Origin of the sequence: Massilia sp. YIM B02443, assembly GCF_030411955.1 — a bacterium.
Classification (GTDB): Bacteria; Pseudomonadota; Gammaproteobacteria; order Burkholderiales; family Burkholderiaceae_D; genus Telluria.
Map to the genome: position 1 here is coordinate 62,529 of NZ_JASNRA010000007.1, position 13,809 is coordinate 76,337.

Consider the following 13,809-nt stretch of genomic DNA (forward strand, 5'->3'; position numbering starts at 1 on the left):
ATCTACTAACGGAATTCTTTAAACCAAAAAAACCGAGCCGATGAACCGGTGAAGGTCTCGGCTCGGCCCGTGCGCGGAAGTGATTCACTTCCGCGCCAAAGACGCTTACTTGGCGTCCTTCACTTCCTTGAAGTCGGCGTCGACCACGTCGTCGTCCTGCTTGGCCGATTGCTCGCCCGCGCCCGGACCACCTGCCGCGCCGGCCGCACCTGCGCCGCCTGCCTGCTGCGCCTGCATGTCGGCATACATCTTCTCACCCAGCTTCTGGGCCGCTTCCGACAGGGCCGCGGTCTTGGCGTCGATGTCCGACTTGTCGCCCGACTTGATCGCGCCTTCCAGGTCGGTGATCGCCGCTTCGATCTTTTCCTTCTCGCCGGCTTCCAGCTTGTCGCCGTACTCGCCCAGCGACTTGCGGGTCGAGTGCACCAGGGCGTCGCCCTGGTTGCGCGCTTCGGCCAGTTCCTTGACCTTCTTGTCTTCTTCCGCGTTCAGCTCGGCGTCCTTCACCATCTTCTGGATTTCTTCTTCCGACAGGCCCGAGTTGGCCTTGATGGTGATCTTGTTTTCCTTGCCGGTGGCCTTGTCCTTGGCGCCGACGTGCAGGATGCCGTTGGCGTCGATGTCGAAGGTCACTTCGATCTGCGGGGTGCCGCGTGCTGCCGGCGGGATGCCTTCCAGGTTGAATTCGCCCAGGCCCTTGTTGCCGGCCGCGATTTCACGCTCGCCCTGGTACACCTTGATGGTCACGGCCGGCTGGTTGTCGTCGGCGGTCGAGAACACCTGCGAGAACTTGGTCGGGATCGTGGTGTTCTTGTGGATCATCTTGGTCATCACGCCGCCCAGGGTCTCGATGCCCAGCGACAGCGGGGTCACGTCCAGCAGCAGCAGGTCCTTGCGCTCGCCCGACAGGACCGAACCCTGGATCGCGGCGCCAACGGCGACGGCTTCGTCCGGGTTGACGTCACGGCGTGGATCCTTGCCGAAGAATTCCTTGACCTTGTCCATCACCATCGGCATGCGGGTCATGCCGCCCACCAGGATGATGTCGTCGATGTCCGAGACCTTGACGCCGGCGTCCTTGATGGCGACGCGGCATGGCTCGATGGTCTTGGTGATCAGCTCTTCGACCAGCGCTTCCAGCTTGGCGCGGGTGATCTTCAGGTTCAGGTGGACCGGCGCGCCGTTCGCCATGGCGATGTACGGCTCGTTGATCTCGGTCTGCTGCGACGACGACAGTTCGATCTTGGCGCGCTCGGCCGAGGCCTTGATGCGCTGCAGGGCGATCGGGTCTTTCGACAGGTCGAGGCCGTTGATCTTCTTGAATTCGTCGATGATGTAGTCGATCACGCGCTGGTCGAAGTCTTCGCCGCCCAGGAAGGTGTCGCCGTTGGTCGACAGCACTTCGAACTGCTTCTCGCCGTCCACGTCCGCGATTTCGATGATCGAGACGTCGAAGGTGCCGCCGCCCAGGTCATACACGGCGATCTTGCGGTCGCCCTTGTCGGTCTTGTCCAGGCCGAATGCCAGCGCGGCCGCGGTCGGCTCGTTGATGATGCGCTTGACGTCCAGGCCCGCGATGCGGCCGGCGTCCTTGGTCGCCTGGCGCTGCGAGTCGTTGAAGTAGGCCGGCACGGTGATCACGGCTTCGGTGACTTCTTCGCCCAGGTAGTCCTCGGCGGTCTTCTTCATCTTGCGCAGGACTTCGGCCGAGATCTGCGGCGGCGCCAGCTTCTTGTCGCGCACGCCGACCCAGGCGTCGCCGTTGTCGGCCTTGGTGATCGCGTAAGGCATCAGGGAAATATCCTTCTGCACTTCTTTTTCTTCGAACTTACGGCCGATCAGGCGCTTGACGGCGAACAGGGTGTTCTTCGGGTTGGTGACGGCCTGGCGCTTGGCCGGTGCGCCGACCAGGATCTCGCCATCTTCCTGATAAGCGATGATCGACGGCGTGGTGCGCGCGCCTTCGGCGTTCTCGATCACCTTCGGGGTACCGTTTTCCATGATGGCGACGCAGGAGTTGGTGGTGCCCAGGTCGATACCGATGATTTTGCCCATGATGTGTTCCTTTTAGTATTTGTGGATTTCTGATGGATTCAATATTGGGAAGCGGGAGCGCGGTTTCAAGTGCGGTTCAGTTAAATCACGCACCGAAGGGCTGAATGCCCCGCATTCGTCCTGATTACTTCGGCGCTGCCGCGGTCACGATGGCCGGACGCAGCAGGCGGTCGGCGATCATGTAGCCCTTCTGCAGCACGGCAACCACGGTGTTGGCTTCCTGCTCGGACGGCACCACGGCCACGGCCTGGTGCTTGTTCGGGTCGAGCTTGTCGCCCGCTTGCGGCATCACTTCGACCAGGCGGTTCTTCTCGAACGCGCTGGTGAGCTGCTTGAGGGTCATTTCGACGCCTTCCTTGATCGACTCCACCGTCGGGGCTTCGACCTTCAGCGCCATTTCCAGGCTGTCGCGCACCGGCACCATCGCTTCGGCAAAGCTTTCGATGGCGAACTTGTGGGCCTTGCTGACGTCTTCCTGGGCGCGGCGGCGGATGTTTTCCGCGTCGGCCTTGGCGCGCATGAAGGCGTCGTGCATTTCGGCCAGCTTGGCTTCGGTGGCGCTCAGCTGTTCTTCGAGGCCGGGTTCGGCGGCAGCAGCCTGCGCGGCGGCTTGCGGAGCAGCGTCAGCAGCAGTGTCAGCGGCTGGTTGCACGCCTTCCTGCTGGTTGATCACCTCTTCGTTTTTTTGGTCTTGCATCGAAAATACTCCTGGAATCAAGGACTTGGCTGAGTTGGAAACGTATCCTGACTGATACACAGCGCCCCAGATGGGGCGATCTCCTACAATTTCAAGGGGAATTGCAAGAAAGCCATATGCAGCATGGGAAAGCCTGCCAACCCTGCATTGACAGCAGGGTATTTTAGCAGGTTGTCAACGAGCAAGGATCAGGCGCCCAGGCGTGCGGCATTGGCGGCGCCGATCTGCGCGTCCTGGCGACGCGCCTCGACCTGGGCCGGGGTCAGGATGGTCGGCCAGCCGATCAGGTGCTGCTCGGCGATCTCGGCCATGCCAACGATCCAGGCCGGCGAAGCGTTCAGGCAAGGGATGTAGTGGAATTCCTTGCCGCCGGCGGTCTCGAAATCGTGCCGCACTTCCATCGAGATCTCTTCCAACGTTTCCAGGCAGTCGCTGGTAAAGCCCGGGCACATCACGTCGATGCGTTCGACGCCGGCGCGGGCCAGCTCCTGCACCGTCGGCGCGGTATACGGCTGCAGCCATTCGGCCTTGCCGAAACGCGACTGGAACGTCACCAGGTACTCGTCCGGCCCCAGGCCCAGAGCGGCGGCCAGCAGGCGGCCGGTCTTCTGGCATTCGCAGAAATACGGATCGCCCAGCTCCAGGGTGCGCTTGGGGGTGCCGTGGAAGCTCAGCACCAGCTTCTGGCCGCGGCCGTGCGCATCCCAGTGCGCCTGCACGTTGGCGCGCAGCGCCTCGATATAGGCTTCGTGGTCGTGGTAGTGCTTCACCAGGCGCAGCTCGGGAATGTTGCGCACGTGCTTGTAGTGATTGAAGACGGCGTCCCAGATCGAGGCGGTGGTGGTGCCGGAATACTGCGGGTAGGACGGCAGGATCGCGATGCGGTCGACGCCCTCTTCCTTCAGCCGGTCGAGCACGTCGGGCAGCGCGGGCGAGCCGTAGCGCATCGCCATCGCCACCTGCACATCGTGGTGGCCGCGCTCGGCCAGCATCGCTTGCAGCTTGACCGCCTGCTGCGCCGTGAATACGCGCAGGGGCGAACCTTCGCGGGTCCAGATGGTGCGGTACTTGGCGGCCGACTGGCCGGAACGGAACGGCAGGATGAACAGGTTCAGGATGAACCACCAGATGCGCGCCGGGATCTCGACCACGCGCGGATCGGACAGGAACTGCTTCAGGTAGGTGTGCACCTTGGCGCGGGTCGGTTCGTCGGGCGTACCGAGGTTGACCAGCACGATCGCGCTGCGCGATACGGCGCCGTGGGTATGGGGAGGTTCTTTACGAAATGGCATGAGGAGATGATCGCTGACAAGACTCATGCATTATATGTGGGGGCTGCGCGGCACGCAGGCCGGTGGCCGCGCGCACGCCATCCTGGCGCCGCAACCGTGGCGGTGCCGCCACGGCGCGCGCCGATTTTGACGAATCAGGTGCTCACGTGCAGGCGCACGTCGATGTTGTTGCGGGTGGCGTTCGAGTACGGGCACACGACGTGGGCCTTGTCGACCAGCTCCTGCAGCTGGGCCTGGTCCATGCCGGGGGCCTTGATGGTGAGGTCGACTTCGATCGCGAAGCCGGTCGGCACCGGGCCGATGCCGACGTCGCCAGTCACGCTCAGGTCTTGCGGCAGCGCCACCTTGGCCTGGCCGGCGACGAACTTCAGGGCGCCGATGAAGCAGGCCGAGTAGCCGGCCGCGAACAGCTGCTCCGGGTTGGTGCCGGAACCGCCGCCTCCGCCTAGTTCCTTGGGGGTCGACAGTTTCAGGTCAAGTACGCCGTCGGAACTTTTCGAGGTGCCTTCACGGCCGCCTTGCGAGGTGGCCTGGGCGCGGTAGATAACTTTGTCGATGCTCATGCGGATGTCCTTTCCATGGATTGTCAGGGATCGACGCCGGCTGGACCGGCTGACCGATGACGACTCTGCCACAGAATGGCGAACGGTGGATGACGCTTGCATGACCACGGCATGCGCGCCCGCGCGCTTACGACGCCAGCAACTCCCTTGCGTGCTTGCGCGTGGTCTCGGTAATCTCGATCCCGCCCAGCATGCGCGCCACCTCTTCCACCCGCGCCCGGCTGTCGAGCACGTCGATGCGCGACACGGTGCGCCCTTCGCCGGTGGTGCCCTTGGCCACCTGGAAGTGCTGGTTGGCCTGGCTTGCCACCTGCGGCAAGTGGGTCACGCACAGCACCTGGCGCTGCTGGCCCAGGCGCCGCAACAGGCGTCCCACCACCTCGGCCACGCCGCCGCCGATGCCGGTGTCGACTTCGTCGAAGATCAGGGTCGGCACCGTGGTCGCATTCGAGGTGATCACCGAAATGGCCAGCGAGATGCGCGCCAGTTCGCCGCCCGAGGCCACCTTGGCCAGCGCACGCGGCGCCACGCCGGCGTGCCCCGCCACCAGGAATTCGACCTGCTCGAGACCATGCGCGCCCGGCTCGCCGCCGACCAGGGCCACGGCGAAACTGCCGCCGCTCATGCTCAGTTCCTGCATCGCCGCCGTCACCTGCGTGCCGAGTTCGGCCGCGGCTTTGGTGCGCCGCGCCGACAGCTTCGCCGCCACCTCCATGTAGGCGGCGCGCGCCTTGTCTTCCTGCTTGCGCAAGCCGTCGATGTCGGTGGCGTCGGCCAGCTGGCGCAGCTTGGCCGCCAGCGCCGCGTGTTCGTCGGGCAGCTCCTCGGGCGTGACGCGGTACTTGCGCGCGGCGCTGTGCAGCGCTTCCATGCGGGCGTCGACTTCGCGCAGGCGGCCCGGGTCGAGCTCGACCTTGTCGATGTAGTTGTTCAGCTCGGACACGGCTTCCTGCAGCTGGATGCGCGCCGGCTCCATGCAGTCGAGCACACCCTGCAGCTGGGCGTCGATGTCGACCAGCTTGCCGAGTTTGGCGTTGAGCGAGGACAGCTGCGACAGGATCGGATGGTCCGATTCCGAGATCGCGCCCAACGCTTCCTGCGCGCCTTCGAGCAGGCTGGCGGCGTGCGACAGACGGCTGTGCTCATTGCTGATCTCGACCCATTCGCCGGCCTTCGGCGCGAGTTTATCCAGTTCGCTCACCTGCCACTCCAGGCGCTCGCGCTCGATCAGCACGTTCTTGGCGTTGGTCTCGTATTCCTCGCGCTGGCGCACCAGCGCGCGCCAGCTGCGCCAGGAGTGCGAGACTTGCTGGGCTTCGGCACGCGCGGCCGGGTCGCGCACCGCGATCTGGTTGTCGAGCAGCGCGCGCTGGGCGTCGGGTTTCAACAGTGACTGGTGCGCGTGCTGGCCGTGGATGTCGACCAGCATGTCGCCCAGCTCGCGCAACTGCGCCGCGGTGGCGGCCACGCCGTTGATGTAGGCCTTGGAGCGGCCGGCGTTGTCGATCACGCGGCGCAGCAGCGCGCCGCCTTCGTCGGTATTGAATTCATGCTCCTGCAGCCATTGCGTTGCCGCCTCGGTCAGGGCGAAGTCGGCCGTGATGTCGGCCTTGGCCGCGCCCTCGCGCACCATGCTGGCGTCGCCGCGCCCGCCCAGCGCCAGTTGCAGCGCGTCGATCAGGATCGACTTGCCGGCGCCGGTCTCGCCTGTGAACACCGAAAAGCCGTGCGAGAACTCCAGTTCGATGGTGTCGACGATGACGAAGTCGCGGATGGTAAGTGTGCGCAGCATGAAAAATCGGGTCTCCGGGGTTGGCGGTCTTGTGACGATCTGTTGGCAACTGAGCGAGGTGCGGGTGCTTACTTGAGCCTGCCGTCGCCCGTCGGGTATTCGTTCCAGTGCAGCTTCTGGCGCAGCGTGTGGTAGTAGCTCCAGTCGAGCGGATGCAGGAAGGTGATCGTGTGCGGCGAACGCGAGATCACGATGCGGTCGCCCAGCTGCAGGCTGGTAAACGTCTGCATGTCGAAGTTGACGCTGATGTCGCGTCCGCTGACCAGCTCGACCACGATCTCGCTGGTGTCGGGCACCACGATCGGGCGGTTCGACAGCGCATGCGGCGCGATCGGCACCAGCACCGTTCCACCCAGGCTCGGATGCAGCAGCGGGCCGCCGGCCGACAGCGCGTACGCGGTGGAGCCGGTCGGGGTCGAGACGATCAGGCCATCCGAACGCTGGTTGTACATGAACTGGCCGTCGACGGTGAGCTTGAGTTCGACCATGCCGGCGCCGGTGCCGCGCGCCACCACCACGTCGTTGACGGCGACGCTGCAGAACATCTGCTCGCCGCCGCGCATCACGCGCGCTTCGAGCAAGGTGCGTTCTTCGGCGCGCGAGCGGCCCTGCAGGATCTCGCCCAGCGCCGGCAGCATGTTGTCGAGCGGGATGTCGGTGATGAAGCCGAGCCGGCCCTGGTTGATGCCGATCAGGGCGATATCGTATTCGGCCAGCTGGCGCGCGATGCCGAGCATGGTGCCGTCGCCGCCGACCACGATCGCGATCTTGGCTTGCTGGCCGATCTCGGCCACGGTCATCGACTCCAGGCCTTTCATCTGCAGGTGCGCCGCCGTGTCCTGCTCGAACACCACGCGGTAACCGGCCTCCTCGAGGAAAGCCTGGATGCGGCCGACCGGCTCTTCGACGCCGGCCGTGTTGTGCCGCACCACGAGCGCGATGATCTGTTGCGTGTTCTGTGGCGAAGCAGGCGAAGCGGGCATAACGGTCTCGGCGGTTGAGGGTTAACGACACGCTGGAGATTAACCGATAATCCCTGCGGCTGCCATAACGGCGCTCTGCAATTACTGTATGGATGAACAGTATACTTGGCGCCGCCCTCACCCTGCAAGTTCAGGCCAGCAGCACCTGGCCCATCACCGTCATGACTGCCGAGCTCAGGGAGATGACATGCGCGAAGATCAGCACCAGCCAGCGCAGCCAGGTCTTCAAGCGGCTGCCGCCATACACGCGACGCATCGCGATCGGCAGGTAGAACAGCAGCCACAACGTCAGGATGAAGCGCACGAAATCCCAGCCGGTGGGAAGCAGCACCATGACCGACAGCATCAGGAAGGCAAAAGCGTTGGTGTGCAGGCCGAACAGGAAATGCTCGCCATAGCGCCGTCCGCTGCCCAAGTACAAGATCTTCAGGTACAGCGCGAACAGCGGCAGCATGGCGAAGATCGCGTACGGCGTGTAGCTGTAGAAAGCCTGCTTGAATGCGGCGCGCTGCGCTGCCGGCGTCAGCGCGGCGAATTGCGCCACCTTGTCGCCCAGCACCGGATGCATCCCCCTCGCCTTTTCCACCACTTGCTGCATGGCCCGCTCCATATTGGCCGCCTGCTTGGGCGAAGCCGGGCCGAACAAGGTGTCCTTCAGGCGTCCCTCGGCCAGCGCGGCGGCGCGGGCCGGCGTGCCATCTTCGAACTGCACCACCTCGACATTGCTCAGCTTGAAGATCGCAAAGAAGATGATGCTGAAGGTGAGATACAGGCGCAGCGGCTCGAGGTAGCGCACGCGCCGGCCCTCGATGTATTCGCGCGTCAGGAAGCCGGGCCTGGCGATCAGCTTGCCTAGCGACTTCCACAGCTTGCCCTCCAGCGCCACGTAATGGGCGATGAATTCGTGCAGGAATTCGCGCGCGCTCGGCACGTGCAGGTGGGTGGCCTGGCCGCAGTGCTGGCAATAATTGCCGGCGGTGGCGGCGCCGCAGTTGCGGCAGGCCGCGCAAGCATCATGGTGGGACAAGGTCTCGGAAGTCACGGGGCAAGTTGCGTCAAGACAGTGAAGCAGCCATGGTAGCGATTTAATTGCAAGAAAGCATCACCAATAGTCACTGTGTTGCTTCTCATTCAATTGCGCGACCGTTTCATGCGCACCCGGTTACGATGAAACCGACAGAAACATAGGAGGAGCGCAACATGGTGACCGAAACCAAAGACCGGTTCGTCAATACCAAGGAACCGATGAGCAATGACGGCGTCAAACGACAGCCGCACGAACGCGACGAGTCGCCCGACGCCCAGGACCAGGCGCCGCGCGGCATCATCAAGCAGGCCGCCAAGGACCTGGAACAGGGCCTGGTGGATACCGAAGCGCGTGGCACGCCGGGCATTTCGCAGGCGGTGAATCCGAACCCGGAAGCGGCCGGCCAGGCCAAGCCGCAGCCGGACCGCCATCAGGCAATGCGCGATCACGATTCGGTCGATTCCGAACCGGGTCAAAACCGATAAGAAAGGACAACGCATGACGATCAAACGCAATGGCAGCGCCGTCTGGAGCGGCGGCATCAAGGATGGCAAGGGCCAGGTCTCGACCGGCAGCGGCGCGCTGAAGGACCAGCCTTACGGCTTCAACACCCGCTTCGAAGATGCGCCCGGTACCAACCCCGAAGAACTGATCGGCGCCGCACACGCCGGCTGCTTCACGATGGCGCTGTCCGGCCAGCTGGGCCAGGCCGGCCTCACCGCCGACGAGCTGCGCACCACGGCCACCGTGTCGATGGAAAAGGTCGAAGGCGGCTTCTCGATCACCGCCGTCCACCTCGACCTGGTGGCGAAGATCCCGGGCGCCAGCCAGGAAGCCTTCGACAAGGCAGCCACCACGGCCAAGGAAAACTGCCCGGTGTCGAAGCTGCTGAACGCCAGGATCACGCTCGACGCCAGGCTGGAAAGCTGAGCGCCGGCTGCGCTGTACGCCGCCACGGGCGCCCTGCCCGCGGCGGCATGCAGCCGCCGAACCTTCCCGGTCCGGTTTGCCGGTCGCCTTCGGCACGCTTTGCGCTGAACGCATAAAATGGCGTTTTCCGAAACACCAATAGGACAACACCAATGCGCATCCTGCATACCATGTTGAGGGTCGGCGACCTGCAACGTTCCATCGACTTCTACACCAAGGTGCTGGGCATGAAACTGCTGCGCACCAGCGAGAATCCCGAGTACAAGTACAGCCTGGCCTTCCTCGGCTACGGCAGCAACCCGGACCACGCCGAGCTCGAGCTGACCTACAACTGGGGCACCGACAGCTACGACATGGGCACCGCCTACGGCCACATCGCGATCTCGGCCGAAGACATCTACGCCACCTGCGAACAGGTGCGCGCCGCCGGCGGCAACATCACGCGCGAGCCGGGCCCGGTCAAGGGCGGCACCACCGTGATCGCCTTCATCACCGATCCGGACGGCTACAAGGTCGAGCTGATCGAGCGCGCCGACAACGCCAGCGGTAGCGGGCTGAGCAACTAACCCGCATCACCCGACGACTGCCTGCAAATCCGGTCGATGGTTTGCAGGCTGGTCTTCTCCATCAGAAAGTGGCCCGCTCCCGGCAAGGATGGCGATGCGCTGCTACAATCCCTTCCGCCTGTCCAACAGGCAACCACAATGTAATGACGTCTTCGGGGCGGGGTGCGATTCCCCACCGGCGGTATGACCGGCAACGGTCGAGCCCGCGAGCGCCTGCTTGTCATGAGCAGGGTCAGCAGACCTGGTGAGATGCCAGGGCCGACGGTATAGTCCGGATGAAAGAAGATGTGCGCTGTCCTTGTGCCCTGCCGCGGCTGCTTAGTTATCGCTTAGCTGCCGCATGGGCGCATGGTTTTCGCTTGCCCTGATGCGTTTTTCGCCAACTTTCGCGAGGAGCGTCTCACATGTTAGTCCCCACCCATACCCTTCACAGCAATGACCTGGAAGGCCGCATCGCCGCCGCCCTGAGCGCCATGCGCGCCGGCGTGCCGGTAATCCTGCTCGACGATTTCGACCGCGAGAACGAGGCCGACCTGATCGTCGCCGCCGAGAAGCTGACCGTCGAAACCATGGCCCTGATGATCCGCGAATGCAGCGGCATCGTCTGCCTGTGCCTGTCCGACGACAAGGTGCGCGCGCTGGAGCTGCCGCCGATGGCGGCCGATAACGGCAGCCGCTACGGCACCCCGTTCACGGTGTCGATCGAGGCCCGCCATGGCGTGACCACCGGCGTCTCTGCGCTTGATCGCGTATCGACCATCCAGGCCGCGATCGCGCGCAACGCCCAGCCGCACGACCTGGTGCGTCCGGGCCACGTGTTCCCGCTGCGCGCCACCCCGGGCGGCGTGCTGGCGCGCGCCGGCCACACCGAAGGCTCGGTCGACCTGGCCAAGCTGGCCGGCCTGCAGCCGGCCGCCGTGCTGTGCGAACTGATGAATCCGGACGGCACCATGATGCGCGGCGAGCAGATCGAACGCTTCGCCGAAGAACGCGCCTTCCCGATCCTCACCATCGCCGAACTGATCCAGTGGCGCCGCACCCGCGCCCTGTAAGCATCGACGCAGGAACATAAAAAGCCCGGAGCCAGCATGCTGGTTCCGGGCTTTTTGCCATCCATTCACGGCGCACTGCCGCGATAGAACTAAAACTTATTCGCCCAGCAGGCTGTTCACCGGCACCAGATCCGCCTCGCGCAGCGAACCGGCCGCGGCCTTCAGGCGCAGGCCGTTGAGGATGGTGTCGTAGCGCGCGCGCGCCAGGTCAGTACGGGTCTGGAACAGCTGGCGCTGCGCGTTCAGCACGTCGATGTTGATACGCACGCCCACCTGATAGCCCAGCTTGTTCGATTCCAGCGCCGACTGGCTCGACACCTCGGCCGCTTCCAGCGCCTTGACCCGGGCCAGGCCGCTGCTCACGCCGAGGAAGGCCTGGCGCGCCTGCAGCGCCGAGTTGCGGCGGGTCGCCTCCAGGTCGTTGCGCGCCTTGTCTTCCAGCGCGATCGCTTCGCGCACGCGGCTGGTGACGGCATAGCCGCTGAAGATCGGCACGCTCCACTGCAGGCCGATGGCGTTGTTCTTGGTCACGCCCGAGCTGCTGCTCTGGCCGTTCAGGTCGCGGCGGGTCGAGCTGGCTACGAAGTCGAGCGTCGGGTGGTGGCCGGCGCGGTTGCGCGAGATGTCGCGGCGCGCGTATTCCACCTGCAGCTCGCTGACGGTGACGCCATAGTTCTGGTTCTCGGCCGACGACACCCATGGATCGACGTTGGCCGGCTGCGGCACCGCCAGCGTCACGCCCGCCTTGAGCGAGGCCAGGTTGGCCGGCGCGGCGCCGATGATCGCCTGCAGCGCGTTGCGCTTGTTGTCCAGGTCGTTGACGGCGGCGAACTCCTGCGCCAGCGTCAGGTCGTACTGGGCCTGGGCTTCATGGGTGTCGGTGATGGTCTGGGTGCCGACCTCGAAATTGCGCTTGGCCGAGGCCAGCTGCTCGGTGGTGGCGTCCTTCTGGGCGCGGATCGATTCCAGCGCGTCCTGCGCCGCCAGCACGTCGAAATAGGCTTGCGCCACGCGCGTGATCAGGTCTTGCTGGGCCTGGGCAAACTGCGCTTCGGCGATCGCCTGCTGCAGCTTGCTCTGCTGGTAAGTCTGCCAGCGGTCCCAGCGGTACAGCGGCTGCTGCAGCGCCAGCGTGTATTCGTTGGTGCGCAGGTTCGAGCCGCTGGCGCCGATCACGCCCGGCTGGCCGTTCGGCAGGGTCCCGATGGCGCCCAGGTTCCACGGGTCGAAGTCGCTGTCGTTCTTGGTGATCGCCCCGCTGATGCCCACGGTCGGGAGCAAGCCCGCACGCCCCTGCACGATCCGCTCGCGGCCGGCGGCCAGCGACGCGCGCGCGCTCGCATAGGTCGCGTCGTTGGCCAATGCCTGCTGGTAGACCTGGATCAGGTCGGCCGCAGCGGCGTTGAGCGAGAAGCACGCGCTGGCGAGCAGCACGGCGATAAGGGGTTTCTGCATTGCGGTCTCCACAGGAGTCATCAAGAGTTGAGGATCAGATCAATACTTCGGCATCGAAGGATCGACTTGTACTGCCCAGGCGTGTACCCCGCCCGTTAGATTGGTGACGTTACTGAATCCATTTCGCTCGAGGAACGCAGCCACCTGCATGCTGCGCGCCCCGTGGTGGCAGATGCACACGATCTCGCGGTCGTCGTCGATCTCGCTCACGCGGACCGGGATCAGGTGCATCGGGATCGGGGTCGAGCCTGCGATATGGCAGGTCTCGAATTCCCAGTTTTCGCGCACGTCGAGCAGCAGCGGCTGCTCGCGTGCCGGGTCGGCCAGCCAGGCGGCCAACTCGGGAGCGGTCATCTGTTGCATCGCCCGCTCCCGTCGATCAGAAGGTGAAGCGCGACGGAGTCTGCGCGCCCGTCAACGGCTTGGCGATGGTCTCGAACACCTTGACCGCGTCATGGCCGGTTTCCGAGGTGCGCTTGATCAGCTGGCAGGTCATGGCCGGCGCTTCGCCCAGGATGGCGATCATGCGGCCGCCCACTTTCAGGTTCTTGACCAGCGACTCCGGCAGCACCGGCAGCGCGCCCGAGACCACGATCACGTCGAACGGCGCGCCCTTGGCCCAGCCTTCGGCGCCGTTGCCGGTTTCCACGGTCACGTTGGTGACGCCGGCCTTGGCCAGGTTCTGCTGGGCCAGTGCTGCGGTTTCCGGCAGAATCTCGACCGTGGTCACGTGTTGTGCGGTGTGCGCCAGCAGCGCCGCCATATAGCCCGAGCCGGTGCCGATCTCGAGCACGTTTTCGTGCTTCTTGACCGCCACTTCCTGCACGATGCGCGCTTCCACCTTCGGATTGAACATCGCCTCGCCGCCCGGCAGCGGGATCTCGACGTCCGCGAAGGCCAGGTTTTCATAGGCTTGCGGCACGAACTGCTCGCGCTTGACCACGTGCAGCAGGTCGAGCACGTCCTGGTCCAGCACGTTCCAAGGGCGGATTTGCTGTTCGATCATGTTGAAGCGGGCTTGTTCGATATTCATTTGCATTCTCGGTGGAAAAATAAATAATCCGATATTTTATCGTTGAACGGCCTCGGGTTTAAATAGTTAGCCTGGAACTCATTCAAATTTGTGTAGTCTTACAAATACGGCGGTGAGTTCCACCGTGTCAGCCTGTGGAGAAGAAGGCTCTGGCCCTACAACATTGAAGGGTGAAACCAGCTTCGATGAAGCAGGAATTCAACGGTAAAGCTGATTGTGAATAGTTTTACGTAAGTTTGAAGGAACAGAAGCACATCTTAACGATGCGCATCCGAGCCGGAGGGAAATTGCGACAGTCTGCAATTTGGAGGGGATGAACGCCGGAATTCGGCGTCTGGCGCGATTCGGTGCTGGAAAGAACGGT

At 64.3% G+C, this 13,809-nt stretch carries 14 protein-coding genes and 1 riboswitch; of the genes, 4 read left to right on the plus strand and 10 right to left on the minus strand.

The genetic code is table 11. The annotated features are described in order from the left end of the window. Nucleotides 1-105: 105 nt before the first annotated feature. From dnaK to QPK27_RS09490, 7 genes are all read right to left on the minus strand, one after another. A complete protein-coding gene (dnaK, locus tag QPK27_RS09460) occupies nt 106-2,055 on the minus strand; it encodes a molecular chaperone DnaK (RefSeq protein ID WP_290417974.1) in 1,950 nt (649 codons plus the stop codon). 124 nt (nt 2,056-2,179) lie between these two features. Continuing rightward, nucleotides 2,180-2,752 (minus strand): nucleotide exchange factor GrpE, encoded by a 573-nt coding sequence (gene grpE / locus QPK27_RS09465; RefSeq protein ID WP_290417975.1) that lies wholly within the window; start codon nt 2,750-2,752, stop codon nt 2,180-2,182. A 188-nt stretch (nt 2,753-2,940) separates the two neighbouring features. Beyond that, on the minus strand, nt 2,941-4,044 hold the full coding sequence (hemH, locus tag QPK27_RS09470) for a ferrochelatase (protein ID WP_290417976.1): 1,104 nt from the start codon (nt 4,042-4,044) through the stop codon (nt 2,941-2,943). Between the two features lie 134 nt (nt 4,045-4,178). Then, entirely contained in the window at nt 4,179-4,607 is a 429-nt protein-coding gene (locus QPK27_RS09475; protein ID WP_290417977.1) for an organic hydroperoxide resistance protein, read from the minus strand. Between the two features lie 127 nt (nt 4,608-4,734). Beyond that, nucleotides 4,735-6,399 (minus strand): DNA repair protein RecN, encoded by a 1,665-nt coding sequence (recN, locus tag QPK27_RS09480; protein ID WP_290417978.1) that lies wholly within the window; start codon nt 6,397-6,399, stop codon nt 4,735-4,737. Between the two features lie 68 nt (nt 6,400-6,467). Further along, nucleotides 6,468-7,382, minus strand: coding sequence for an NAD kinase (locus QPK27_RS09485; RefSeq protein ID WP_290417979.1), 915 nt, complete (start codon nt 7,380-7,382; stop codon nt 6,468-6,470). Between the two features lie 130 nt (nt 7,383-7,512). Continuing rightward, nucleotides 7,513-8,424 (minus strand): DUF3667 domain-containing protein, encoded by a 912-nt coding sequence (locus tag QPK27_RS09490; protein WP_290417980.1) that lies wholly within the window; start codon nt 8,422-8,424, stop codon nt 7,513-7,515. A gap of 158 nt (nt 8,425-8,582) precedes the next feature. Between QPK27_RS09490 and QPK27_RS09495 the strand changes: the two genes are divergently transcribed. From QPK27_RS09495 to ribB, 4 genes are all read left to right on the plus strand, one after another. Then, a complete protein-coding gene (locus QPK27_RS09495) occupies nt 8,583-8,894 on the plus strand; it encodes a hypothetical protein (protein WP_290417981.1) in 312 nt (103 codons plus the stop codon). Nucleotides 8,895-8,907: 13 nt separating this feature from the next. After that, entirely contained in the window at nt 8,908-9,339 is a 432-nt protein-coding gene (locus tag QPK27_RS09500) for an OsmC family protein (protein ID WP_290417982.1), read from the plus strand. A gap of 152 nt (nt 9,340-9,491) precedes the next feature. Then, nucleotides 9,492-9,905: a lactoylglutathione lyase gene (gloA, locus tag QPK27_RS09505; RefSeq protein ID WP_290417983.1), complete on the plus strand. Its 414-nt coding sequence runs from the start codon at nt 9,492-9,494 to the stop codon at nt 9,903-9,905. A 144-nt stretch (nt 9,906-10,049) separates the two neighbouring features. Continuing rightward, a riboswitch (FMN riboswitch) is annotated at nt 10,050-10,196 on the plus strand. Between the two features lie 113 nt (nt 10,197-10,309). Then, nucleotides 10,310-10,957 carry a 3,4-dihydroxy-2-butanone-4-phosphate synthase gene (gene ribB / locus QPK27_RS09510; RefSeq protein WP_290417984.1) on the plus strand — a complete coding sequence of 216 codons (648 nt, stop codon included), beginning with the start codon at nt 10,310-10,312 and terminating at the stop codon, nt 10,955-10,957. 96 nt (nt 10,958-11,053) lie between these two features. On the opposite strand, the gene QPK27_RS09515 is transcribed toward ribB, so the two are convergent. The 3 genes from QPK27_RS09515 to QPK27_RS09525 are packed head-to-tail and all read right to left on the minus strand — an operon-like array spanning nt 11,054 to nt 13,445. Next, nucleotides 11,054-12,412, minus strand: coding sequence for a TolC family outer membrane protein (locus QPK27_RS09515; protein WP_290417985.1), 1,359 nt, complete (start codon nt 12,410-12,412; stop codon nt 11,054-11,056). A gap of 39 nt (nt 12,413-12,451) precedes the next feature. Next, on the minus strand, nt 12,452-12,775 hold the full coding sequence (locus QPK27_RS09520; RefSeq protein ID WP_290417986.1) for a rhodanese-like domain-containing protein: 324 nt from the start codon (nt 12,773-12,775) through the stop codon (nt 12,452-12,454). A 16-nt stretch (nt 12,776-12,791) separates the two neighbouring features. Beyond that, on the minus strand, nt 12,792-13,445 hold the full coding sequence (locus QPK27_RS09525; RefSeq protein ID WP_290417987.1) for a protein-L-isoaspartate O-methyltransferase: 654 nt from the start codon (nt 13,443-13,445) through the stop codon (nt 12,792-12,794). Nucleotides 13,446-13,809: the final 364 nt, after the last annotated feature.